This window comes from Gemmiger formicilis (assembly GCF_016900095.1).
GTDB lineage: Bacteria > Bacillota > Clostridia > Oscillospirales > Ruminococcaceae > Gemmiger > Gemmiger formicilis_A.
On record NZ_JACJJP010000014.1, the window covers coordinates 57,687 to 83,319 of the forward strand.

The window sequence follows — 25,633 nt, forward strand, 5'->3', positions numbered from 1 at the left end:
CATTGAGTCCTTCCAAGAAAATACAAATCGATGCCAACCAGCGCATTGTCATCAAGGGCGCCCGAGAGCACAATCTGAAAAACGTGAATCTGACGCTGCCCCGCAACAAACTGATTGTCATGACTGGTCTGTCCGGTTCCGGCAAATCCAGCCTGGCTTTTGATACGATCTATGCGGACGGCCAGCGGCGATATATGGAAAGTCTGTCCAGCTATGCCCGGCAGTTCCTGGGCCAGATGGAAAAGCCGGATGTGGATGAGATCACCGGCCTTTCGCCGGCCATCTCCATCGACCAGAAAACCACCAGCCACAACCCCCGTTCCACGGTGGGGACCGTGACCGAAATTTATGATTATCTGCGTCTGATGTATGCCCGGATCGGCATTCCCCATTGTCCCATCTGCGGCCGGGTCATCTCTCAGCAGAGCGTTGACGAGATGGTGGACGAAGTCCTCAAGCTGCCCGAACGTACCCGGTTCCAGGTGTTGGCGCCGGTGGTGCGCGGACGCAAGGGCACCCAGGCCAAGGAACTGGACGCCGCCCGCCGCGGCGGCTATGCCCGCGTGCGCATTGACGGCAATATGTATGATCTCGAAGAGGAGATTAAACTGGAAAAGAACATCAAGCATACGGTGGAAATCGTGGTGGACCGCCTGTCCATCAACGATTCGGTCCGCAGCCGTCTGGCCGACTCCATCGAATCCGCTTTGGCGCTGACCGGAGGCTTGGTCACCATCGATGTGATCGGCGGGGAACCCATGACCTTCAGTCAGAATTATGCCTGCCCGGAACACGGATTTTCCATTGAGGAACTGAACCCCCGCATGTTCAGTTTCAACAACCCCTTCGGTGCCTGCGAGACCTGCACCGGCTTGGGTACCTTCATGAAGGTGGACCCGGCCCGGATCATTCCGGACAAGCGCAAATCCATCCGGGAAAGCGCCATCAAGGCCAGCGGCTGGTATTATGCCGAAGGTTCGGTTTCCGAGATGTATTACAAAGCTCTTGGCAAGCGGTATGGGTTCACGCTGGATACGCCGGTGAAAGAGATGAGCAAGGAGGCGGTGCACGCCATCCTGTACGGCACCGGCGGCGAGAAAATCGAGCTGCAGCGGGAAAACATGTTCGGCTCCGGCACCTATTACAATGAGTTTGAGGGAATTGTCCCCAATCTGGAACGCCGTTTCCGCGAAACCAGCAGCGAATGGGTCAAGGAAGAGATCGCCCTGGTCATGTCCAGCGAGGAATGCCCCACCTGCCACGGACGGCGGCTGAAGCCCGCCAGTCTGGCCGTCACGGTGGGCGGCATCAATATTGCGGACTTCTGCGATATGAGTGTGCAGCAGGAGCTGGAATTCATCCGGACCGCCAAGGTGTCCGAGAGGGACGAGCTGATCGGCGCCCCGATTTTCAAGGAAGTGCGGGAGCGCCTGGGCTTCCTGAACAGCGTGGGTCTTGGATACCTGACCTTGTCCCGCGGTGCGGCCTCCCTGTCCGGCGGTGAAAGCCAGCGCATCCGTCTGGCCACTCAGATCGGCAGCGCCCTGACCGGCGTTCTGTATGTGTTGGACGAACCCAGCATCGGCTTGCATCAGCGGGACAATGATAAACTCATTGCCACCATGAAGCGGTTGCGGGATCTGGGCAACACCCTGATCGTGGTGGAACATGATGAAGACACCATGCGCCAGGCGGATTTTCTGGTGGATGTGGGGCCCGGCGCCGGTGTGCACGGCGGCGAAATTGTGGCGGCCGGCAGTGTGGAAGACGTGTGCAAGGCCAAGCGCAGCATCACGGGACAATATCTCTCCGGCCGCAAGTTCGTGGAAGTGCCCGACCATCGTCGGCCCGGCAACGGCAAATTCCTGCGCGTGGTAGGGGCCCGGGAAAACAACCTGCAAAACATTACGGTGGATTTCCCGCTTGGCAAGATGATCTGCGTGACCGGTGTGTCCGGTTCCGGCAAATCTACCCTGGTCAATGAGATTCTGTACAAGACGCTGGCGGCAGCCATGAACGGTGCCCGCAGCCGGCCCGGGCAGTGCGAAGAAGTGCAGGGCATGGAATGGGTGGATAAGGTCATCGGTATCGATCAGTCGCCCATCGGGCGCACGCCGCGTTCCAATCCCGCCACCTATACAGGTGTGTTCGGGGATATCCGGACCCTGTTTTCCAATACCCAGGACGCCAAAGCCCGGGGCTATGGACCGGGCCGGTTCAGCTTCAACGTCAAGGGCGGCCGCTGTGAAGCCTGTGAAGGCGGGGGCATCCTGCAGATCGAGATGCATTTCCTGCCGGATATTTATGTGCCGTGCGATGTGTGCAAGGGCAAGCGCTACAACCGTGAAACCCTGGAAGTGCATTACCGGGATAAGAATATCTCGGACGTGCTGAATATGACGGTGGAGGAAGCCTGCGTCTTCTTTGCCAACCAGCCCAAGATTGCCCGCAAACTGCAGACTTTGCAGGAGGTGGGTCTTGGCTATATCGAACTGGGCCAGGCTGCCACAACGCTTTCCGGCGGTGAAGCCCAGCGCGTCAAACTGGCCAATGAATTGGCCCGCCGGGACACCGGGCAGACGGTGTATATTCTGGACGAACCCACCACCGGTCTGCATGTGGCCGACGTGCATCGCCTGGTAAAGGTGCTGGACAAGCTGGTGGATGCCGGCAACACGGTGATTGTCATCGAGCACAACCTGGATGTGATCAAGCGGGCCGACTATATCATTGACTTGGGTCCCGAAGGCGGCAGTGGCGGCGGTCAGGTGGTTGCCACCGGCACACCGGAGGAAGTGGCCGCGAACCCGGCATCCTTCACCGGGCAGTATCTGAAACCGGTTCTGGAACGGGCCCGGCAGTTGCAGGCGCAGGCGGAAGAAGAGCCGGTGAAGGCAAGCCGCAGCAAAGCCAAAAAGAAGTAAGAAAAACTTGTTTTTCCGGAGCTCCGGCGCCTTCAAAAAGGGCCCGGAGCTCTTCTTTGTTCGGCAAGGAGACAGAACCATGCATTTCTTGCGGCACCGGGCAAATACACTTGCATCCGGCCACAGGGTCCGATACAATAAGAGACGCAGAGATATCCGCTGTGGGGGAGGAATCCGGAATGCCGAAACTTCGCAAAACACTGGGGGACGTTCGGTCCCAAACCTGTCGCCGTCTGATGCAGGTAATGGACACCCAAAGCCAGGCGACACTGGCAAAATGGGCCATCGAATATGCGCAAGATCGGTACCTGTCCATCTGCGCGCAGGTGTGCCCGGAACTGGTACAAATTGTATCCGTGTGTGCTGCCTGCGCAAAGGAAGGGAAAGGTGCGGCGCACTGTAAACAGGAATTGCGCAAAGCTGCCGCGCTGGCGCGTGCGTGTACAGGTGCGGAAACACAGGCGGCGGCCAGAGCCGTTGCGGTGGCCTGTGCAACCTTGCAGACCCCATCCAATGCACTCGGATTTCTGTTTTACGGGGCGGCAGCCGTGGCTTATTCCGAAGGCGGTTTGCAGCTTGGGCAAGCGGAGTACGACGCAATGGCTGCCGAGGAGTTGGAAAACGCCTGCCGTTCTCTGTGTGACTGTGCCGTGGAAGGAGAACCATCTCCGGTAAAAATCAACTGGAATTGCTAATGGCACACATAAGAAAACAGGGGTACATTCTTGTGGGGAGAAAGGTATCATGAAAATGGAAGACACAAGGAATCATGATAAGACGCTGTGGCTGAACATTGCGCTTATTGTGGCATTTTTTGCGGTGATGTCCCTGGGCATCTACCTGGTGCGGGACAAGCTTCTGTATAACGCCAACGAAATGGGAAACAACCTGGCGCAAAGCTATTCCAGCGAAGAGGAAACCAGAATTTCGATTTATGAAATGTTCCTGACCATGTGTTCCTTGTATACGGACACATCCATCGACAACGCCGACCCTGTGCAAGCCATACAGCAGGGGCTGGCGGAATACACTGATTACATGGCGCAGGTGCTGGGGGCAGATATTATCGACCCCTATGCGGTTGTGAACGGCAAAATCGTGACGGCCAATCCGTGGGAAGGGGACGAAGATTACGACTATTCCCAAAAGGAATGGTATACCGATGCCCTGGAAGCCGATGGAAAAATCGTCTTTACCGATGTGTATGTGGATGCCATCACCGGCAAACGGCTGGTGACCTTGTCGGTGAAACTGCACGGGGAAGGCAATGTGCTGGCCTTTGATATTCTGATGGACAATTTCCACAGCCTGAAGAACAAGATTGAACTGCCCGAAGGCAGCGCCTATTACCTGTTCGACAAAGGTGGTCATCTGCTTTATACCACCGGCGAATACGACATTGACGACGCGGAAGTGCAACAGTATGCCCAGCAGCTTCTGGCCGGGGTGCGGGACGGTTCCTTTGAAAGCCACACCGATGCCATCCGTGGGCTGGACGGTCAACAGCAGGGAATTTATTATTATGAGATGAGCAACGGCTGGACCTCCATTGTCACCTTCTCCCTGCGCCAGGTTTTGTACGGTACCAGCAACAGCACTTCCATGTATCTTTTGTCCGGCATTTTCCTGATTCTGCTGGTGGCGGTCATTATTTCCATCTTGCGGGAATATGTCGAGAAGCGGAAAGTTAAGTATATTTCGGATACACTCCAGATTCTTGGCGACACCTATTACGCGATTTACCGTATCAATTTTGAGACGGGAACCTATGAAACCATCAAATCTTCCCCCGATCTGGCGGATCCACTGGGCAAAAGCGGGGAGTATGCGCATTTGCTGCACACGCTCTCCCTGGTGGTAGAAGACGGCACCTATGCGGAGTTCAAGAAAAACTTCAACCTGGACAACATCCGCCAGCTGGTACAATCCCATATTTACGAATTCGGTGGAGACTACCAACGTCGCTTTTTGCAGGGCCGCAAGTGGGTCAGCATCAAGATTGTGTATAACAAGGCTCTCGGTTTGAACGAAGTGATCATGTGCTTCCGGGAGATTGATGTGAAGAAGAAAAAGGAACTGCGTCAGCACGAACTGCTGGAGCAAGCCCTGGAAAATGCCAAACGGGCCGCCAACAAAAAGACCATGTTTTTCTCCAACATGTCCCACGATATGCGCACGCCGCTGAATGCTATTTCCGGCATGACCAAACTGGCACGGCAACATGTACAGGAGCCTGCCAAGGTGGAGGAATATCTGGACAAGATTGAAGTTTCCAGCCGGCAGCTGACCGCTCTTGTCAACGATATTCTGGATATGGCGCGCCTGGAGCAGGGCGGCCAGGGCGCGCTCAACTGCCAGCCTATGGACCTTGTGCAGACTGTGAACGAGACCGCGGACCTTTTCCGCGAGCAGGCGCAGCAGGAAAACCGCCGCTATGAAGTGGTGGTGGATGTGCAGGACCGCGTTGTCAATGCGGACGCCTTCCGCATCAATCAGGTGCTGAACAACCTTCTTTCCAACGCCTTCAAGTACAGTCGGGAAGGGGACCGGATTCATCTGGAACTGCGCCAGGCGGCACGCCGGGAAAGCCGTGGCCAGTACCAGATCATTGTGGAAGACACCGGTGTGGGCATGTCGGAAAGCTTCCTGGAGCGCTTGTTCGAGCCCTTTGCCCGGGAAACGGTTTTTGCCCCCACCAAGGCGACAGGCACCGGTCTGGGAATGCCCATTGTAAAAGGTCTGGTTCAGCAGATGAGCGGCGAAATCACGGTGCAGAGCAAGTTGGGGGAGGGCAGTCGCTTTGTGGTGTCCCTGCCCCTGCAGATTGTGGATGCCCCGGCGGTGGAAGAGCAGTCTCCTCTGGAAGATCTGGAGCCCTTCACTTTGGAAGGCAAACGGATGATCGTGGCGGAAGACAATGAACTGAATATGGAAATCACCACCGAATTTCTCTCCATGATGGGGGTGGATGTTCTGCAGGCATGGAACGGCCGCGAAGCCGTCGAGCGGTTCCGGCAGGAAAAAGAGGGAAGTGTGGACGCTGTTCTCATGGATATGCAGATGCCCGAAATGGATGGCTGTGCCGCCTGCCGGGCCATCCGGGCCCTGGACCGTCCGGACGCCGCCACGGTGCCGATCATCGCGGTGACGGCCAACGCCTTTGCCGAAGACATCGCCAAAACCACCGAGGCGGGCATGAACGCCCATATTTCCAAACCTATTGATTTCAAATTGCTGTCGGAACTGCTGCAGAAACTGGCAAAGTGATGCGGCGTACCGGACAGGATGAACAGGAGATTTTCTGAACTCTATGCAATATCGCAATGACAAAACCGGCTTTCCCGTCTCCATTCTCGGATATGGATGCATGCGCTTTACCAAAAAAGGAACCGGCATCGATCTGGATAAGGCCGAGCGGGAAATTCTGCGCGCCATCGAACTGGGCGTGAATTATTTTGATACCGCCTACATCTATCCCGGCAGCGAAGCGGCGTTGGGGGAAATTCTGGCCCGCAACCATTGCCGGGACAAGGTGCGTATTGCCAGCAAACTACCCCAGTACCTGGTGCGCAGCGGGACTGACCTGGAACGATACTTTTCCGAACAGCTGCGGCGCTTGAAGACCGATCACATCGACTATTACCTGATGCACATGCTCACCGATGTGGAAAGCTGGCACAAGCTGGAAAAGGCCGGTGTGCGGGAGTGGCTGGCCGAAAAGCGCCGCTTGGGGCAGATCGGGCAGATCGGTTTTTCCTTCCACGGCAACACCGCCATGTTTGTGAAGCTGTTGGATGTATACGACTGGGACTTCTGCCAGATTCAGTACAATTATCTGGATGAGAACAGCCAGGCCGGGCGTGCTGGATTGCAGGCGGCGGCCGCCAAAGGTTTGCCGGTCATTATCATGGAACCGCTGCGCGGCGGCAAGCTGGTGAATCTTCTGCCGGAACAGGCCAGGCAGCGCTTTGCCGGGGACGAACATGCCTGGACTCCTGCCGAATGGGCGCTGCGCTGGCTGTGGGACCAGCCGGAGGTGACCTGCGTCCTTTCCGGCATGAACAGCCTGGAAATGCTGGAGGAAAACTGCCGGATTGCCTGTCAGGCAGAGGTACATTCCTTCACGGCACGGGAATTTGCCGTACTGGATAGCGTTAAGGCGGATATTGAACAGAAAGTCAAGGCGCCCTGCACCGGTTGCGGCTACTGTATGCCCTGCCCCAAAGGGGTGGATATTCCCGGCACCTTCCGCTGCTACAACGCTATGTACACCGAAAATCGTTGGACAGGCCGTAGGGAATACTGGCAGGTGGTATCCTTGCGCCGGGAACCGGCTTTTGCCACTCAGTGTGTGGAGTGCGGTCTTTGCGAACAGCACTGCCCCCAGCATCTTCCCATCCGCAGTCTCCTCAAGCAGGCAAACAGGGAACTGCGCCCCTGGCCATACCGGGCTGCTTCCTGGGTGGCACGCAAGTATCTTTTCGGGAAAGCAAAATAAACACCGATTGCTTGACAAGAGAAAAATCCATGATAAAATAATGGCAGTGTGTGTGGTACTTTGCTACCACCATGCAAATAGATTTGGCCGGGCGCAAACCATCGCGCCTAAAGCTCATCGGACAGGGCTGGCCGCTGCCGCGTGTGATGTAAAGGCATCACAACATTATTGAACGGGCCGCATGCCCGGAAATTTTATAAGTTGGTCACTTTTGAATAACCCTGTGCGGATGCACACCACTTGTGAAACGTCAATAAGAGTAGCAGAGCAGCCATACCTATTTGCTGGAAAACTCTAAGTACGGATCAAACGACAACGCCATGTATGTCTGTCCCCATGTTGGGACAGTTATGATTTTGCGGTGCGTTTCACAGGCAGTGTGCCCAAACGGGCACACTGCTTTTTTTGTGTGCCAACGTAAAGTCTTGCAGGAAAGAGGGATGGTCTTGGACCGGGAACGTCAAAAGAAAGCGCCCATTTATGCGGCGCTGGAAAAATTCCGTCGTCAGCGTGTAGTCCCCTTCGATGTGCCGGGGCACAAACGCGGCCGGGGAAATCCGGAACTGGTGGAACTGCTGGGAGAACGGTGCGTGGGAATCGATGTGAATTCCATGAAACCGCTGGACAATCTGTGTCATCCGGTTTCGGTCATCAAGGAAGCGGAGGAGCTGGCGGCCGATGCCTTCGGGGCGGCGCATGCCTTCCTGATGGTGGGCGGCACCACCAGCAGCGTACAGAGCATGATTCTCACCGCCTGCAAACCCGGAGACAAGATCATTCTGCCCCGCAACGTGCACAAAAGCGCCATCAATGCCTTGGTGCTGTGCGGCGCCGTGCCGGTGTATATTGATCCGAAGGTGGATAAGCAGCTGGGCATCCCCCTGGGGATGGAAGTGGCGGATGTGCGCGCCGCCATTGAGGCAAACCCGGATGCCAAGGCCATCCTGATCAACAACCCTACCTATTACGGCATCTGCTCCGACCTGCGGTCTTTGGTCAAACTGGCCCACGAGCACGGTATGCTGGCCCTGGTGGACGAAGCGCATGGCACACACCTGTATTTCGGACCGGCCCTGCCTGTCAGCGGCATGGCTGCCGGTGCGGATATGGCGGCTGTCTCCATGCACAAATCCGGCGGCAGCCTGACCCAAAGTTCCTTGCTGCTCTGCGGGCCCGGAGTCAACGCCGGATATGTGGGCAACATCATCAATCTGACCCAGACAACCAGCGCTTCCTATCTGCTCATGTCCAGCTTGGATATCAGCCGCCGCAACCTGGCCATGCGCGGGGAAGAAAGCTTTGCCAAGGTTATGGATATGGCAGAATATGCCAGACGGGAAATCAACGAGATCGGCGGGTACTATGCCTACGGCTCGGAACTCATCAATGGCGGCAGCATCTTTGACTTTGATGTGACCAAGCTGGCCGTCAACACCCGCGGCATCGGGCTGACCGGCATTGAAGTATATGACCTGCTCCGGGACGAATACGACATCCAGGTGGAATTCGGCGACCTTTCCAACATGCTGGCCTATATCTCCATCGGCGACCGCATCCAGGACATCGAACGCCTGGTGGGCGCACTGGCCGACATCCGCCGTCTGTATGCCAAGCCGAAGAGCGATCTTTTCACCGCGGAATACATCACGCCCAACGTGGCTGCCACCCCGCAGCAGGCCTTCTATTCCGAAAAAGAAAGCCTGCCCTTGCGGCAGACGGCCGGGCGCATCTGCAGTGAATTTGTGATGTGCTATCCGCCGGGAATTCCCATCCTGGCCCCCGGGGAAGTCATCACCCAGGAAATCATTGATTATATCGAGTTTGCCAAGGCAAAAGGCTGCTCGATGCAAGGCCCTCAGAGCGAGGACATTTCGGAACTGAACGTGTTGAAGGAGGGATAACATTGCAGGAAATGGATTACTGGTTCGGTGAACTGCATACCGCCAACGTCAAAACCTGTATCCGTGTGGAACGTCAGCTGTACAGCGCCACCAGCGATTTCCAGCGCATCGATGTCTTTGACTCGCCGGAGTTCGGACGCTTTCTCACCTCAGACGGCAGTGTGATCTTTTCCGAAAAGGACGAGTTCACCTATGATGAGATGATCGTCCACGTGCCCATGGCCGTGCATCCGGATGTCAAACGCGTGCTGGTCATCGGCGGCGGAGACGGCGGCGTGGCCCGTGAATTGTCCCACTACCAGGAAATCGAGGTCATCGATGTGGTGGAACCGGACAAGATGTTCGTGGATGTCTGCCGCAAGTTCTTCCCGGACAATGCCTGCGGCCTGGACGATGTGCGGGTACGGGTCTATTATGAGGACGGCCTGCGGTTTCTGCGCGGCCGGGAGGATGATTATGACCTGATCATCAACGACTGCACCGACCCGTTGGGGCACGCCGCAGGACTGTTCACCAAGGAGTTCTACGGCAGCTGTTATAAGGCACTGCATGACGACGGGATCATGGTGTACCAGCATGGAAGCCCCTTCTTCGATGAGGACGAAGAGAGCTGCCGCGCCATGCACAAGCGCGCCTACCGGTCCTTCCCCATCAGCCGGGTGTACCAGGCCCATATTCCCACCTGCCCGGCTGGATACTGGCTGTTCGGATTTGCCAGCAAAAAATATCATCCTCTGAAGGACTTTGACCCCAAACGCTGGAACAAGCGGGGGATCAAAACCTGGTATTATACCACCCATCTGCATCGCGGCGCCTTTATGCTGCCTCGCTATGTGGAAGAACTCTTGCAGGAAGAAGAAGACTGAACCTTTGTCAAAAAAGCCCCCTATCAGGAAAGGAGAACCTATCATGAGCAAACTGCTTGTTATCGGCTGCGGCGGTGTGGCCAGCGTGGCCATTCAGAAATGCTGCCAGAACCACGAGACCTTCGGCGAACTGTGCATTGCCAGCCGTACCGTCTCCAAGTGTGACGCCCTGAAGGCCAAGCTGGAGGCCGCCGGCACCCCTGTCAAGATCACCACCGCCACCGTCAACGCCGACGATGTGGAAGACCTCAAGCGGGTGATCAAAGCCTATGGTCCCGATCTTGTTCTGAATGTGGCCCTGCCGTACCAGGACCTGACCATCATGGACGCCTGCCTGGCCTGTGGCGTGCATTATGTGGATACTGCCAACTATGAGCCGGAAAACACCGACGATCCCGCTTGGCGCGCTATCTACGAGAAGCGCTGCAAGGAGGAAGGCTTCACCGCCTATTTCGACTACAGCTGGCAGTGGGCCTACGCCAAGAAGTTTGAGCAGGCCGGTCTGACTGCCATTCTGGGGTCCGGTTTTGATCCGGGTGTGACCAGTGTGTTCACCGCCTATGCCCTCAAGCATTACTTTGATGAAATCCACACCATTGATATCCTGGACTGCAACGGCGGCGATCACGGCTATGCCTTCGCCACCAACTTCAACCCCGAAATCAACCTGCGTGAGGTTTCGGCCAACGGCAGCTACTGGGAAAACGGCCACTGGGTTGAGACCAAACCCATGGAGATCAAGCGGGAATATGATTTCCCCCAGGTCGGCAAGAAGGATATGTACTTGCTGCACCATGAGGAAATCGAAAGCCTGGCCAAGAATGTGCCCGGCGTGCAGCGCATCCGCTTCTTCATGACCTTTGGTCAGAGCTACCTGACCCACATGAAGTGTCTGGAAGATGTGGGCATGCTTTCCACCAGCCCCATCAACTTTGAAGGCCATGAGATCGTGCCCATCCAGTTCCTGAAAGCACTGCTGCCCGATCCGGCCTCTCTGGGTCCCCGCACCGTGGGCAAGACCAACATCGGCTGTATCTTCAACGGCGTGAAGGACGGCAAGGAACGCACCATCTACATCTACAATGTCTGCGACCATCAGGAATGCTACAAGGAACTGGGCAGCCAGGCCATCAGCTACACCACCGGCGTGCCGGCCATGATCGGTACCGCCCTGGTGGCCAACGGCCAGTGGCGCAAGCCCGGCGTTTTCAATCTGGAAGAGATGGATCCGGACCCGTTCATGGAGATGCTCAACCAGTATGGACTGCCCTGGATGGTGGATGAAGCCCCCGCCACGGTGGAATGATGGAACGGCAGGCAAACAGGGAGCCGGAACTGCGCACACCGGTCTATGTGGTGGATGAAGCGGCCCTGCGCCATAACCTGTCTATCCTGCAGGGGGTACAGAAGCGCACCGGCTGCCATATTTTGCTGGCGCAGAAAGCGTTTTCCATGTTCCGGGTGTATCCTCTGATCGGACAGTATCTGGCCGGTGCCACGGCCAGCGGTTTGTATGAAGCCCGCCTGGCCCATGAAGAAATGTCCGGAAAAGAAAACCATGTATTCTGTCCGGCCTATACACCGGAAGAGATGCAGGAACTGGTCAAAATCTGTGACCATATCAGCTTCAACTCTCTGGCCCAGCTGGAGGCTCACCGCTCCGTGTGGGAAAACAGCGATACCAGCGTGGGATTGCGGGTCAATCCCGAACACTCCACCCAGGAAGGGCATGCCATCTATGACCCGTGTGCCCCGGGTAGCCGTTTGGGGATCCGGCGCTGCAATTTACCGGATACCTTGCCGGAAGGTGTGGAAGGGCTGCATTTCCACACTCTGTGCGAGCAGGATTCCGCCCCGCTGGTGGAGACCTTTGCCGCCTTTGAAGAAAAGTTCGGCCAATGGCTCCCCGGGCTGAAATGGCTGAATCTGGGCGGGGGACACCATATTACCCGCCCGGACTATGACCTGAAAGCCCTGGAAGATCTGATTCTGTACATCCGTCAAAAATACGAGGTGGAAGTGTATCTGGAACCCGGGGAGGCCATTGCGCTGAATGCGGGCAGCCTGATCACCACCGTGCTGGACGTGGTGCAGAGCACCGATATGCCGGTGCTGATTCTGGACGCGTCGGCCGCCTGTCACATGCCCGACGTTCTGGAAATGCCCTACCGCCCGCCGTTGTTCGGCGCCGGGGAAGCGGGGGAAAAAGCCTGTACCTGCCGTCTGGCGGCCCGCACCTGCCTGGCCGGGGATGTGATCGGGGAATACAGTTTCGATGTGCAGCCCCAGATCGGGGACCGGCTGGTGTTCGGGGACATGGCTATCTATTCCATGGTCAAGAACAATACCTTCAACGGCATGCCTTTGCCGGACATCGCCCTGCGTCATGAAGACGGCAGCTGCGAAGTGGTTCGCCGCTTCGGATATGAAGATTTCAAGATGCGCCTTTCCTGATCGGGAACAGGCAGAAACGAGGTTTGCCCATGTCTTATCCCGAATACCGCATGCCGGCAGAATTTGCGCCCCACCGCGGCACGCTGATGATCTGGCCGGTCCGTCCCGGCAGCTGGGGAAAAGACCCCACCGAGGCGCAGGAGGCGTTTGTCCGGGTGTTTGAAGCCATTGCCCAAAGCGAGGACCTGTATGTTCTGGCCGGGCCAGAACATCTGGAAGAAGCTAAAGCGGCGGTGGCTCACATTGCACGGGCTCATGTGCTGTGCATTGACAGCGACGATGCCTGGGCACGGGATGTGGGACCTACCTTTGTTCAGAATGCGGCGGGGGATATGAAGGGAATCAGCTGGCGCTTCAACGCCTGGGGCGGCACGGTGGACGGCCTGTATGCCGACTGGCAAAAAGATGATGCAGTGGCGGCCGCCTTCTGTCACGCACTGCATCTGCCTTGCGAGGATGCTTCCCCCTTTGTCCTGGAAGGAGGAAGCATCCACACCGACGGAGAAGGTACGGCGCTGGTCACTGAGAGCTGTCTGCTGTCGGCCGGTCGCAATCCGGACATGACCCGGGAAGAAATTGAAGAGGAGCTGTGCCGCCGTCTGGGCGTGGAAAAGGTGTTGTGGCTGCCTCGGGGTATCTACAACGACGAAACCAACGAACACGTGGACAATGTCTGTGCCTTTGTAGCGCCGGGACAGGTTGTTCTGGCCTGGACGGATAACCGGGAAGATCCGCAATATGCACTGTCCGCCGCTGACCTGGCCTACCTGGAACAGGTGACCGACGCCAGAGGACGAAACCTGACGGTGCACAAACTGCCCATTCCCGATCATCCCATTCTGTGCAGTGCGGAAGACTGCGCTTCTTATGAATTCGCCCCCGGGGAGGATGTCCGCACACCCGGTGAGCGTCTGGCAGCCAGCTACGTGAACTTCTATTTCACCAATGCGGCTGTTCTGGTACCGCAGTTTGGCGGTGAGAATGCCGCCAGTGATGCCCGGGCGCTGCAAATTCTGCAAAGACTGTGCCCTGATCGCACCGTGATTGGATTACCGGCGCGGGAAATTCTGCAGGGAGGCGGCAATATCCACTGCATCACCCAGCAGATCCCTCAATGAGAAAAGGAGGAATCCCATAATGCCTCAAACTATGGTAGCTGCCGTACAGATGTGCTGTGCGACGGAACCTTCGGAAAACATTGCTCACGCGGAGGAACTTGTCCGGCAGGCCGCAGCCAAAGGAGCGCAGATCATCCTGCTGCCCGAACTCTTTGAACGCCCGTATTTCTGCCAGGAACGCCGGTACGAGTATTATGCCTACGCCACAACGGTGACGGAAAATCCCGCAGTACAGCGCTTTCGGGAAGTGTGCCGGGAACTGGAGATCGTCATTCCCATCAGCTTTTACGAAAAGGACGGTACACGGCTGTTCAACAGTGTGGCCATGATCGACGCCGATGGCAGTGTGCTGGGTGTATACCGGAAAACCCATATTCCGGACGACCACTATTATCAGGAAAAGTTTTATTTCACCCCCGGAAACACCGGCTTTCGTGTGTTTGAGACCCGGTTTGGTCGCGTGGGAGTGGGAATCTGCTGGGACCAGTGGTTCCCGGAGACCGCCCGCTGCCTGGCGTTGGCCGGGGCGGACGTGATCCTGTATCCCACGGCCATCGGCAGCGAACCGATTCTGGATGTGGACAGTGCCGGCCATTGGCAGCGTACCATGCAAGGGCATTCGGCGGCCAATATTGTGCCGGTGGTGGCTGCCAACCGGTATGGCGTGGAAGTCGTCAGTCCCTGTGCTGAGAATGGTGGTCAGCAAAGCGCACTGCGTTTCTACGGTACCAGCTTCCTGACCGATGAAACCGGCGCCGTGCTGGCACAGGCCGAGCGCGATGGCGATGCGGTGCTGACGGCATCCTACGACTTTGCGTCCATTCGTCGGGCGCGCATGGAATGGGGCCTTTTCCGGGACAGACGACCGGAGTGTTACGGCGCCATCTGCGATCTGAACCAAAACAATTGATTGGCAAGAAGCTCCCGTGTACCTTTCTACGTACACGGGAGCTTCTTACTTTTGGCGGGAAAATCAGCGCTCGGCGCGGGTGGCGCACTGGGGACCGCAGCTGCATTCCTTGATGGTGATATGCATGGCGCTGCAATGGCTGTGATCGTTGTACCGGTATCCGGCATCGTCACAGCGGATGGCTGTCTCGGCGGTAGGCGGCACATTGTCGGTGCAGACATTGCCGTAGGCTTCGTTGTTGCGATAGCTGCTGCAAACCGAATCGGCAGGACCTGTGTGGTGGACGCTCACCCCATCGAGACAGCATCCACCGCCCTTGTTGTGGCAACAGTTGCTCTGGGAACAGTCAAGATAACACATGGTAATTCACCTCCGCTTACAATTTGCCCACTTTCCGGTCTAAACATGCGGGGCCGGTACAGTCTGCGGCGCTACCAAATCTTCACAGCCGCAACAGAAATTTATCACATTTTGGGCTTATGCTGATACGTAAAGCGGAACATGCCGCCTGTCTGCTGCAAATTCGATATACAGGCAGCGGAAGAAAGGCCAAGATCAATGAAAAAGTGCATATCATGGGTCGGTGTGATGGCAATCCTTGCGCTTGCGGTATGCAGCATATGGCCCCGGACGGCTGAAACGGATTTCAGCAACATGGTCCTGACAGGGGAGGTACTTTGCTCCGAAAATGGTACGGTCACCCTGAATTTGGGAGAGCTGACCGGCAACCTGACACCTGAATCCATCTCGGGTATCAGATTTCCGGTCGTTATTTCGTCATTCGTTCACGCTGCCCCCGACACTTCTACAGCCGAGACTGCTGTGCAGGCTTTCATATCCTGGAAAAGGGACACAGTTCTGGATTTAAACAAGGCAGCAGTTTACAGCGTCTCCGAGGATGGGGAACAATTGCCCGGTTCCGTTGACGATATTGCACCACAGAATCTGATCAGTGTGACTGTGGACGATACCAATCGGCCGGCAACGGTTTTTATCCTGCAGAATACCGAAAAGATATGTCTGGATTCGGAATCTGTGCAGGGGAGCGCGGCGAATACCATCACGGAAGACTTGAGCGAACGCGGTACAGAATACACCTCCACCGGCGACGATGAAAACGCCCTGCGGGTTGTGGGGGCAAAGGCCACTCTGCGTCACAGCGAGGTAGAAAAGCAAAGCGGTAGCAGCTCGGATTCCTTCCGCAGTGGGCGATACGGTCTGAATGCCGCTTTGCTGGCTACCGATGGAGCGCATCTGTCTCTGATCAATGGAATTGTCAACGCTTCCGTGGATGGAAGCACGGGCCTTTTTGGCTATGGCGCCGGAACCCTGATCAATCTGAACGGAGGCGCTATCACCACAACGGGAGACGGCGGCACAGGTGTACAGGCCTCCGGTGGAGCGCAGATTCAGGTACAAGACCTGACCGCAATTACGGCGGGTAATTCGGCTTCGGTGATCTGCACGGCCCGGGATGGACGGGTGGATGCCGACGGCGGCATGTTTACATCGGGGGGCTATGATTCACCCGCGGTCTATGCTATGGGGGATGTGACCATGAGCCATGCGGAACTCACCGCCAACAATTCCCAGGCGCTGGTTCTGGAAGATTCGCCGGAGGTCATCTTACGGAACTGTACTGTCAGCGGGAACATGCAAACCGAGGAAGCGACGACAGAGACAGGCCAAACGATCCAATTATACAGTTCCCGGTCGGATTCCTCCCAGGATTCCGCGGTTCTCCGGATGCTTGGCGGGAGCCTGGCGTCCAAAAGCGGCAATCTGTTTAACGCCACCAACACGAGATGTGAAATTCTTCTGAATCAGGTAAACATCGAAAACAGTGGCAGCGATGTCCTGCTTTGTGCCACGGGAAATAGCGGAATATACGGCACGGCAGGAGAAAACGGCGCCGATGTCACACTGAGGGCACAAAAGCAGCAGCTGAACGGGCGTATTTTGGTGGATGATATTTCCTCCCTGCATTTCATCCTGGAACAGGGAAGCAGCTTTAGCGGAATGATTCAGAAAACTGCATTCGAAGGCAGCACCGCACCCAACGGAGAAATCACGGTGAAGATTGCAAAAGGCAGCACGTGGTCCTTAACGGGGAACAGCACGGTGGATATTTTGCAAAATGAAGGAACCATTGTTTGGAATGGGTACACCATCACGCTGGCCGATGGCACCGTCCTATCTGCATGAAATCAGCCGAAAGAAGTCCGTAAGGGCTTCTTTTTTGTTTTGGGGCATTGTGCTATAATGCGGATATGATTTCAAGAATCAGGAGGTGAGAGCGTTGCGGACCCTTGTCCCGATGGAAAATCTTCTTTTCTTTTGGCTTGTTTTCGCCAATCTGTTGGGCTTGATCCTGATGGGCGCCGACAAAAGCCGCGCCAAGCGAGGCGCGTGGCGGGTGCCGGAAAAAACCTTCTTCTTGCTGGCACTGCTGGGCGGTTGTGTGGGCTGCTGGGCGGGTATGTATCTGTTCCGGCACAAAACAAGGCACTGGTATTTTGTGATCGGGATGCCGGCAATATTGGTCCTGCAAATTCTTCTGGCTTTTTGGCTGTATGCCAATCCTCTGTAAAGAACGGGCAAAATAACCGCGCATTTATTGCCTTGGTGGATACGGTGTGCTATACTGAATAAAATTGCACACATGTATAACGAGGTGAATTTCCATGAACTGTATGAATGTGCAACTTGGTCCCAACCAGGCACATCTGACCTGTTATCTGCAAGACAAGAGTGCCGCCATGCCGAATACGGATATCCGCCCGGCTGCCCTGATCTTCCCGGGCGGCGGTTATCAATATTGTTCTGACCGTGAAGCCGAACCGGTGGCGCTGGCTTATCTGGCGGAAGGTTTCAATGCATTCGTTCTGCGTTACACCACCGGTATGGACTGCCCGCTGGACAAATCCTTGCAGGATGCCCAGGCTGCATTGGCCTATCTGCGAAACAACGCTACCGAACTGCGCATTGATGCCCATAAAATTGTGGCCATCGGTTTTTCGGCCGGCGGACATCTGGCGGCCGCGCTCGGTACCGAAAGTCCTGAAAAACCGGATGCCATGGTTCTTGGATATGCCGTCACCTTGGGGGCAACCTGGGCACCCATGGGCCGCCCGTCGGAGCCGGACCTGGGGGACCTGATTTCGGACAGCACACCGCCGGCCTTTATTTTTGCCACCCAGGGCGACAGCCTGGTCCCCGTCAAGAACAGTCTGGTTTTTGCGGATGCGCTGGCCGACCATGATATTCCCTTTGCGCTGCACATCTTTCCCACAGGTGAACACGGATTGTCCTTGGCACGCCCCTGCACCAGCAACGGTGATCAGGCCCGGGTCAATGCCGAAGTTGCCGGGTGGATGCCCATGAGCATCCGTTTCCTTCAGGATATCTGGGGTGCCCTCGGCGTCGTGTCGCCCCGCCCGGAACTGCGTGCCCAGATGGGAGACGGAAAAGCCGGTTTGGATGTACCCTTCAAACGATTGCTCAAACGCCCCGGTGCAGCGGAAGTGTTGCAGCGCCGCTTGCCCGAAGTGATGGGGATTCTTCAGCAGAATCCCTTGCTGAAAGGTGCTTCCCTGCGGCAGCTGGCCGGTTTTATGCCGGATGCATACCCGGAAGAACTGCTGCGTTCCATTGACGAAGAACTGTCCAAGGTATAAGGAAAGGAATTGTTATGCTGTTTTTGGAATATCCGCCCTGCTCCACCTGCCGCAAGGCAAAGGCATGGCTGGACGAACACGCACAAGAGTATCAGGCGCGACATATCAAAGAAAACAACCCCACTTATGAAGAACTGAAAACATGGCAGGCGCGCAGCGGTCTTCCCCTCAAGAAATTCTTCAATACCAGCGGCCAGCTGTATAAGTCTCTACAGCTGAAGGACAAGCTGCCCGCCATGACAGAGGAGGAACAGCTGCGTCTTCTTGCCAGCGACGGAATGTTGGTCAAACGGCCCATTGTGGTCACCGACGAGACGGTTCTGGTGGGATTCCGCGTTTCCGAATGGGAGCAAGCTCTTCTGTAAAGAACTGACAGGAAAGGGGTATAGTCGTTTATGTTCTTCCGGCACAGAAAAAACGGCAAAAAACTTCCGCCGGAAGGCATGAGCGCGGCGGACATTCAAAAGCAGAGCAGCATATGCACGGGGGAGACCGTTATCGGGTTTTACGACCCGAAAACCGACCGTCTTCTGCAAGCGGTTGTGGTCCGCTCGGCGCAGGATGTTGCGGATTATTATCGCATGTATGGATTTGAACCGCCGTCAAAGCTGTGATTTTCTTAACTTTGTAATATATTTTGCCGAGTTTGAGTCAGCAATCCCCAAAATGCGCAATATTTGCGCGAATCTGGCTGTGACCCCTTTGCAGGCAGCAAAATAGGTGCTATAATCTCTTTGTAAGAAGATGTAGCGCCGCGTATCGCACTGAGAGCGGTAAGCGCGGCGAAAGAATCGGAGGTTACAGTATGGAACTTTTTGAACGCTTTGAATCTCAGCTCAAGGCTAATCCCAAAACCATCGTTTTCACCGAAGGCCCGGATGCCCGTATCCTCAGTGCCGCCAGCCGTCTGCTGGCCGGCAACGTGCTGAAGGTCATTCTGCTGGGCAATCCCGATGAGGTGAAGGCTGCCGCTGCGGCCGGTGGCTTTGATATTTCCGGTGCGGAAATTATCGACCCCGTCAACTACGATGGTTTTGAAGAAATGGTTGCCAAGATGGTCGAGCTGCGCAAGGGCAAAATGACCGAAGAGCAGTGCCGTGCCGCTATGGCCAAGAGCAACTACTTTGGTACCATGCTGGTCAAGATGGGCAAGGCCGACTGCCTGCTGGGCGGCGCTACCTACTCCACCGCCGATACCGTCCGTCCCGCTCTGCAGCTGATCAAGTGCAAGCCCGGCATCAAGTCCGTGAGCTCCTGCTTCATTCTGGTTCGCGGCGAAGAGATGCTGGCCATGGGTGACTGCGCCATCAACATCGATCCCACCGAAGATGAGATCGTGGAGATTACCGTGGAGACCGCTAAGACGGCTGCCATCTTCGGCATCGATCCTCGCGTTGCTCTGCTGTCCTATTCCTCCAAGGGCTCCGGCAAGGGCGAAACCGTGGACAAGATGCGCAACGCCACGGCCCGTGTTCAGGCGGATCACCCCGAAATGAAAGTGGACGGCGAACTGCAGTTTGACGCTGCCGTTGCCCCCGAAGTCGGCCAGCTGAAGGCCAAGGGCAGCCCGGTGGCCGGTTACGCCAACACCTTTATCTTCCCCAACATCAACGCCGGCAACATCGGTTACAAGATTGCCCAGCGTCTGGGAGGCTTTGAGGCATACGGTCCCATTCTGCAGGGTCTGAACGCTCCCATCAATGACCTGTCCCGCGGCTGCAATGCGGAAGAGGTCTACAAGATGGCCCTGATCACCGCCGCGCTGATCTGAGTTTTCATTACTTACTATAATGTAAAAAGTTCCCGCACCGTCAATGACAGTGCGGGAACTTTTGGGTCTAAAAAACCGGCGGCCGGAGCTTTCCGGTCGCCGGTTTGACTTATGGCTGGTACCGAAGATGATCGGCGTCCAATTTCTGCAGAACGGCCAGCATGGTACGGCATTCCTGCCGGGCGGCAGCGGGGTCCATCAAGCGGTAATTGCCGCACTCGGACTCGCTGGCACCGGGGATAGGGCCGTCATATTCGGCCATCCAGGCAAAGGCCTCCTGGGTCAATTGCAGGGCTTCTGCATCGCTCATGCCCTGTGTCAGCAGATAAAAACCGGTCAGGCAGCCCATGGGCCCTACATAGACCACATGGTCGCTCCAGCGGCTGTTGCGGGCATAGGTGGCGAACAGATGTTCGATGGTATGTGCCGCAGCGGGGGAGAGATAATCTCCCTTGTTCGGGCGCTTCATGCGCACGTCCCAGGTACGGACCTCCCCGTCTTGCCGGGAAAGATACATGCCGGGCATCAGGGTTGTGTGGTCAACGCAAAAACTGGCAATGCGTTCCATTACAGATCACTCCATCATCATCTGGACAACGCCATGCTGGCAGTCCAGCGAAATGTTCATGCCGTCATGCAGAGTGCGGGTGGCGCCCAGAGCACCGACGATCACAGCCTTGTTCAGGGACAGGGCCACAATGGCGGCATGGCTGTTGGTGCCGGCTTCTTCGGTGATGATACCGGCGGCCTGACGGATATAGGGCAGCATGTCGTTGCTGGTGTGGGGCACAACCAGAATCTGGCCGGGCTTGAACTTGGTAGCCACTTCGGCCGCAGTACGGCAGACGCAGGCGGTGCCCTTGGCGTTCATGGAGCCGATGCCCACACCGGTGAGCAGGCTATCGCCGACCAGATGCACCTTGATCATGTTGGTGGTGCCGGAAACGCCTACCGGCACACCGGCGGTGACAACCGCCATGCTGCCGGCCTGCACCAGGCCGGCGTTCACGGCGCAATCAACGGACATGCTGATCAGTTCGTCGGTGGAGTTGGCATAAGGCATAACCAGCGGTGTGATACCCCAGTGGATGTTCAGCTGACGCTGCACCTGCTCATCCAGCACACAGGCCACGATGGGGGTTGCGGGACGATAGCGGCTCAGCAGACGGGCGGTTTCGCCGCTCTTGGAGACGGTGATGATGGCGCTGGCGTGAATGTCGGAAGCGGTGGTGCAGGCGGCGTGGCAGACAGCGGCGCTCACGCTCAGGCGGCTCTCATCGGCCTGGGCATGGTGAACCAGGCTGTTGTAGCTGGCGTCGGCCTCGGTGGTCTCAGCGATGGCAACCATCGCCTTCAGAGCCGCTACGGGGTATTTGCCGGCGGCGGTCTCGCCGCTCAGCATAACAGCGGAAGAGCCGTCATAAATGGCGTTGGCCACGTCGGTGATCTCGGCACGGGTGGGACGGGGATTGGAAATCATGGAATCCAGCATCTGGGTAGCGGTGATGACAACCTTGCCGCTGGCCATGGTACGGTCGATCAGGTGCTTCTGGATGGAGGGAATTTCGGCGAAGTCGATCTCAACGCCCATGTCGCCGCGGGCCACCATGATGCCGTCGGCCACAGCCAGGATCTCGTCGATGTTATCCACGCCTTCCTGGTTTTCGATCTTGGCGATGATCTTCATGTTGGAGTGGCAGTCATCCAGCAGGTGACGGATCTCCATGATATCGGCAGCGCAGCGGGTGAAGCTGGCGGAAACCAGATCAAAGCCCTGCTCGGCGCCGAAGGTGATGTCCTGCTTGTCGCGCTGGCTCATATACGGCATGGACAGATGAACGCCGGGAACGTTAACGCCCTTCTTGGTCTTGATGATGCCGTCGTTCTCCACAACGCAGCTGATATCGGTATCGGTGACATTTTCAATGCGCAGGCTGATCAGACCGTCATCCAGCATGATGTGGCCGCCGGGCTGCACATCATGGGGCAGTTCTTTATAGGTGATGGAGCAAATCTCGTTCGTGCCTTCCACTTCACGGCTGGTCAGGGTGAACTTCTGGCCGGTCACGAGTTTCTCGGAACCATTTTTGAAGACGCCCAGACGGATTTCGGGGCCTTTGGTGTCCAGCATGGCGGCAACCGGCTTGCCCAGTTCCTCACGCAGAGCCTTCAGCTTTTCAAAACGGCCGCGATGTTCATCGTAGTCGCCATGAGAGAAGTTGAAGCGAGCCACGTTCATGCCATTTTCAATCAGCTGGCGCAGCACGTCGCCCTTATCGGTAGAAGGGCCAAGGGTACAAACGATCTTTGTCTTGCGCATATCTCAATTTCTCCGTTTCAAATAAGGATATTGTATACATACAGCCTTATTATAATACAAAAGTTTCGCTTCGACAAGACAGGTACAGAAAACTTGCACAAAATTTAGCGCATTTTTTGCACTTAACGTCCAAAAGCAGGCTTTGTTTTACTTTTTTAAGAAATTCATGTATAATAGCCCATATAGTTTGGGAAGAAAATTCCTGATTGCATCTTATTTATAAGGAGAAACACCATGGCAAAACGTGTGTTTTTGATTGTTCTTGACAGTTTCGGAATCGGTGCCGAGCCGGATGCCGCCCTGTTCGGTGATGCCGGCACCAACACTTTGGCTGCCATTTCCGGCCATCCGAACTGCAAAGCGGACAATCTTGCCGCGCTGGGACTTTTCAATATTGACGGTGTCAATTGCCGCCCGTCCGTTCCTGCACCGAAGGGGTGCTATGCACGCCTTCGGGAGGCCAGCGCCGGAAAAGATACCACCATCGGGCACTGGGAGATTGCGGGTCTGCTTTCGCCGGTGCCGCTGCCCACCTTCCCCCATGGGTTCCCCCAGGAAATCCTGGATGAATTTACCGCCCGAACCGGCTACAAGGTCCTTTGCAACAAGCCCTATTCCGGTACGCAGGTCATCCACGATTACGGGGAAGAACATCTGAAGACCGGCGCGCTGATCGTGTACACTTCGGCGGACAGCGTCTTTCAGATTGCGGCGCACGAAGACCTGGTGCCCGTGGAAAAGCTGTACGAAATCTGTGAGACGGCCCGGGAGATGCTCAAGGGGCCTTATGGGGTGGGTCGCGTGATTGCCCGTCCCTTTGTGGGGACCTGTGCGGAGGATTTCACCCGCACGTCCCGGCGTCATGATTATTCCCTCCAGCCGCCGGCAGACACCCTGCTGGACAAGCTGCAAGCCGCCGGCCTGCAGACCATCGGCGTGGGTAAGATTCATGACATTTTTGCCGGTAAAGGCGTGGGGGAGACCATCCGCACCAGCGGCAACACCGAGGGCCTGCAGGTCACACTGAACCTGGCCAAGCGGGATTTCAGCGGGTTGGCTTTTGTGAATCTTGTGGATTTCGACATGTTGTACGGACATCGGCGGGATGTGGCCGGGTACGCTGCCGCTACGGCAGAATTTGACGCCTGGCTGCCCGGATTCATGCAGGCTATGCGGCCGGACGACGTGCTGATGATCACGGCGGATCATGGCTGTGATCCTTCCTATACCAAGACCACCGATCACACCCGTGAGTATGTGCCGTATCTGATGTACGGTCCCGGGATCCGGGAAGGCGTGAATCTTGGCACCCGGTACAGCTTCGGTACCATCGCAGACACCGTCTGCCAGGCGCTGGGAGTCACGGCCGATGTAGCCGGCTGTGGGGTGTGGAATGAAATCAAGCGTTGATGATTCAAGAACCCGCAAAGGAGTTGTTTTGCAGATTATACTCTATCTGATTGCCGCGGTGATGTTGTTTTATTCGGTTATGCTGGTGCTTACCAGCAACTTCAATATGGGCAATCTCATCGTCTGGATTCTTACCGCGGCGTGTTGTGTGTATGCCATCTGGCACAAAAGTCTGAACGCATGGTTTACCGGCACCGCCGTAGGGCGGGTTGCTTTGGTTTTGCTGGCCTGCGGTACCGTCTTTTATGCGGGAATGCTGGTTTTTGTGGCATGCAGCGGTTACGCGAATCCCCCCACCGGCAACGAAAAAGTGGTCATTGTGCTGGGGGCAGGGCTCCGGAAAGACAAACCCAGCCTGCTTTTGCGGTACCGGCTGGACAAAGCCTATGAGTTTGCCCAGGCACACCCGGACGTTCTTGTGGTCACCACCGGCGGCCAGGGACGGGATGAATGGGTGCCGGAAGGCCAGGCTATGCGGGATTACCTCATCGAGAAAGGTCTTTCTCCCGACCGGGTGGTAGCGGAAACCAAGTCCACCTCGACAGAAGAAAATTTTCTGTTTGCACGGCAGATTCTGGAACAGCGCGGGATCCATGTGAACCAGCCCATCGTGTATGTGACCAATGCGTTCCACTGCTACCGTGGCGGAAAGTATGCGGAAATGGCCGGCTTCACCCAGGCGGCCGCGCTTCCCGCCGGAATCCCGCTGCGCAGCGTTCCCACATGCTATCTCCGCGAAGTGTTCGCGGTATTGTATTATTGGGTGTTCCGCTCTTCCGAAAGTGGTCTGATGCAGAACATGGTCGGAATTTTGAGCCTGAACAAAAAATTCTTTTATAAATGAGAAAACAGGATGCCGGTCGGGACACCCCGACCGGCATCCTGCAAGGGAGGAATCAAGACTATGCAGGTACGTTATTATAAGGAGTACAGTCAGTGTCTGGGACGTGACATGGAATTCAAGGTCTACGGCCATACCGGTCGCCCGATCCTGATTTTCCCCTGCCAATGCGGACGTTTTTACGATTGGGAAGATCGCGGCATGTGCAACATTGCGGCACCGTGGATTGACGCCGGCAAATTGCAGATTATCTGTGCCGACAGCATCGACGGCGAAAGCTGGGACAACCCGGGACCGTGCCGCCCGCGCATCGAACAGCACGAACGGTGGTATCACTACATTTGCGATGAATTGGTTCCCCGTATTCTGGAAATCAACCGGGAAAACGGCCCGGATCACACCGGCCGGATTCTGACAGGCGGGGCCAGCATGGGGGCAGCTCATGCCGTAAATTTCTATCTGCGCCGTCCGGATCTGTTCAATGGGACCATCGCCCTCAGCGGTATTTATTCGTCTCGCATGTTCTTCGGCGATTATATGGATGATCTGGTCTACGCCAACAGCCCCTGCGATTACATGCGCAATTTCCCGGCACAGCACCCGTATTATGATCTGTTTGCCAAGGCCGACAAATTCATCATGTGCTGCGGCCAGGGCGCCTGGGAAGATGACCTGCTGGCCTCCACCCTGGAACTGCGCGGAATTCTGGAAAGCAAGGGAATCCATCCCATTGTGGACATCTGGGGCAAGGATGTTTCTCATGATTGGCCCTGGTGGGAAAAGCAGTGGCCGTACTTCCTGGAAATGACCCTCGGCCGTCCCTGACAAGCACCAAAATAAAAACCGATGCCCCTTCTGAACAGGTCCGTAAAAAGTAGACAATAGACAAAAAACCTCCCCGTGTAGGATAATAGAACTACACGAGGAGGTTTTGCTATGCCCA

The 25,633-nt window shown here is 56.3% G+C and carries 22 protein-coding genes; 19 read left to right on the forward strand and 3 right to left on the reverse strand.

Going from position 1 to position 25,633, the window contains the following annotated elements:
• Window positions 1–2: 2 nt before the first annotated feature.
• The 10 genes from uvrA to aguB all read left to right on the forward strand — a co-directional run bounded on the left by uvrA (window position 3) and on the right by aguB (window position 14,671).
• Complete coding sequence (uvrA, locus tag H6B15_RS08375) at window positions 3–2,924, forward strand: excinuclease ABC subunit UvrA (RefSeq protein WP_207751516.1); 2,922 nt, start codon at window positions 3–5, stop codon at window positions 2,922–2,924.
• A gap of 179 nt (window positions 2,925–3,103) precedes the next feature.
• A complete protein-coding gene (locus tag H6B15_RS08380) occupies window positions 3,104–3,619 on the forward strand; it encodes a putative immunity protein (protein ID WP_204647544.1) in 516 nt (171 codons plus the stop codon).
• Between the two features lie 49 nt (window positions 3,620–3,668).
• Window positions 3,669–6,191 (forward strand): hybrid sensor histidine kinase/response regulator, encoded by a 2,523-nt coding sequence (locus H6B15_RS08385; protein WP_204647545.1) that lies wholly within the window; start codon window positions 3,669–3,671, stop codon window positions 6,189–6,191.
• Between the two features lie 43 nt (window positions 6,192–6,234).
• A complete protein-coding gene (locus H6B15_RS08390; protein WP_204647546.1) occupies window positions 6,235–7,422 on the forward strand; it encodes an aldo/keto reductase in 1,188 nt (395 codons plus the stop codon).
• 440 nt (window positions 7,423–7,862) lie between these two features.
• On the forward strand, window positions 7,863–9,323 hold the full coding sequence (locus H6B15_RS08395) for an aminotransferase class I/II-fold pyridoxal phosphate-dependent enzyme (protein ID WP_430661836.1): 1,461 nt from the start codon (window positions 7,863–7,865) through the stop codon (window positions 9,321–9,323).
• Between the two features lie 11 nt (window positions 9,324–9,334).
• Complete coding sequence (gene speE / locus H6B15_RS08400; protein ID WP_204647568.1) at window positions 9,335–10,189, forward strand: polyamine aminopropyltransferase; 855 nt, start codon at window positions 9,335–9,337, stop codon at window positions 10,187–10,189.
• 43 nt (window positions 10,190–10,232) lie between these two features.
• Complete coding sequence (locus H6B15_RS08405; RefSeq protein ID WP_204647548.1) at window positions 10,233–11,495, forward strand: saccharopine dehydrogenase family protein; 1,263 nt, start codon at window positions 10,233–10,235, stop codon at window positions 11,493–11,495.
• Window positions 11,492–12,643 carry a carboxynorspermidine decarboxylase gene (gene nspC, locus H6B15_RS08410; protein ID WP_243424337.1) on the forward strand — a complete coding sequence of 384 codons (1,152 nt, stop codon included), beginning with the start codon at window positions 11,492–11,494 and terminating at the stop codon, window positions 12,641–12,643. The genes H6B15_RS08405 and nspC overlap by 4 nt, the downstream gene beginning before the upstream one ends.
• A 29-nt stretch (window positions 12,644–12,672) precedes the next feature.
• A complete protein-coding gene (gene aguA / locus H6B15_RS08415) occupies window positions 12,673–13,761 on the forward strand; it encodes an agmatine deiminase (protein ID WP_204647549.1) in 1,089 nt (362 codons plus the stop codon).
• Window positions 13,762–13,780: 19 nt separating this feature from the next.
• Window positions 13,781–14,671: an N-carbamoylputrescine amidase gene (gene aguB / locus H6B15_RS08420; RefSeq protein ID WP_204647550.1), complete on the forward strand. Its 891-nt coding sequence runs from the start codon at window positions 13,781–13,783 to the stop codon at window positions 14,669–14,671.
• Between the two features lie 63 nt (window positions 14,672–14,734).
• On the opposite strand, the gene H6B15_RS08425 is transcribed toward aguB, so the two are convergent.
• On the reverse strand, window positions 14,735–15,031 hold the full coding sequence (locus tag H6B15_RS08425) for a hypothetical protein (protein WP_204647551.1): 297 nt from the start codon (window positions 15,029–15,031) through the stop codon (window positions 14,735–14,737).
• 198 nt (window positions 15,032–15,229) lie between these two features.
• Here H6B15_RS08425 and H6B15_RS08430 point away from each other — a divergent pair, with 198 nt between their 5' ends.
• The 6 genes from H6B15_RS08430 (at window position 15,230) to pta (ending at window position 20,119) form a co-directional block, all read left to right on the forward strand.
• Window positions 15,230–16,876 (forward strand): hypothetical protein, encoded by a 1,647-nt coding sequence (locus H6B15_RS08430; protein ID WP_204647552.1) that lies wholly within the window; start codon window positions 15,230–15,232, stop codon window positions 16,874–16,876.
• 112 nt (window positions 16,877–16,988) lie between these two features.
• On the forward strand, window positions 16,989–17,261 hold the full coding sequence (locus H6B15_RS08435; RefSeq protein WP_204647553.1) for a DUF1294 domain-containing protein: 273 nt from the start codon (window positions 16,989–16,991) through the stop codon (window positions 17,259–17,261).
• A 103-nt stretch (window positions 17,262–17,364) separates the two neighbouring features.
• Window positions 17,365–18,348 (forward strand): alpha/beta hydrolase, encoded by a 984-nt coding sequence (locus H6B15_RS08440; RefSeq protein ID WP_204647554.1) that lies wholly within the window; start codon window positions 17,365–17,367, stop codon window positions 18,346–18,348.
• 14 nt (window positions 18,349–18,362) lie between these two features.
• Complete coding sequence (locus tag H6B15_RS08445) at window positions 18,363–18,713, forward strand: arsenate reductase family protein (protein ID WP_204647555.1); 351 nt, start codon at window positions 18,363–18,365, stop codon at window positions 18,711–18,713.
• A gap of 30 nt (window positions 18,714–18,743) precedes the next feature.
• Window positions 18,744–18,962, forward strand: coding sequence for a hypothetical protein (locus H6B15_RS08450; RefSeq protein ID WP_204647556.1), 219 nt, complete (start codon window positions 18,744–18,746; stop codon window positions 18,960–18,962).
• Window positions 18,963–19,153: 191 nt separating this feature from the next.
• Window positions 19,154–20,119, forward strand: coding sequence for a phosphate acetyltransferase (gene pta, locus H6B15_RS08455; protein WP_204647557.1), 966 nt, complete (start codon window positions 19,154–19,156; stop codon window positions 20,117–20,119).
• A gap of 109 nt (window positions 20,120–20,228) precedes the next feature.
• On the opposite strand, the gene H6B15_RS08460 is transcribed toward pta, so the two are convergent.
• Window positions 20,229–20,687 (reverse strand): S-ribosylhomocysteine lyase, encoded by a 459-nt coding sequence (locus tag H6B15_RS08460; RefSeq protein ID WP_204647558.1) that lies wholly within the window; start codon window positions 20,685–20,687, stop codon window positions 20,229–20,231.
• A gap of 6 nt (window positions 20,688–20,693) precedes the next feature.
• A complete protein-coding gene (gene pyk / locus H6B15_RS08465; protein WP_204647559.1) occupies window positions 20,694–22,439 on the reverse strand; it encodes a pyruvate kinase in 1,746 nt (581 codons plus the stop codon).
• 234 nt (window positions 22,440–22,673) lie between these two features.
• On the opposite strand from pyk, the gene H6B15_RS08470 reads away from it, so the two are divergent.
• The 3 genes from H6B15_RS08470 to H6B15_RS08480 are packed head-to-tail and all read left to right on the forward strand — an operon-like array spanning window position 22,674 to window position 25,515.
• A complete protein-coding gene (locus H6B15_RS08470) occupies window positions 22,674–23,849 on the forward strand; it encodes a phosphopentomutase (RefSeq protein WP_204647560.1) in 1,176 nt (391 codons plus the stop codon).
• A 28-nt stretch (window positions 23,850–23,877) separates the two neighbouring features.
• Window positions 23,878–24,693 (forward strand): YdcF family protein, encoded by an 816-nt coding sequence (locus H6B15_RS08475; protein WP_204647561.1) that lies wholly within the window; start codon window positions 23,878–23,880, stop codon window positions 24,691–24,693.
• A gap of 60 nt (window positions 24,694–24,753) precedes the next feature.
• Complete coding sequence (locus tag H6B15_RS08480) at window positions 24,754–25,515, forward strand: esterase family protein (protein ID WP_204647562.1); 762 nt, start codon at window positions 24,754–24,756, stop codon at window positions 25,513–25,515.
• Window positions 25,516–25,633: the final 118 nt, after the last annotated feature.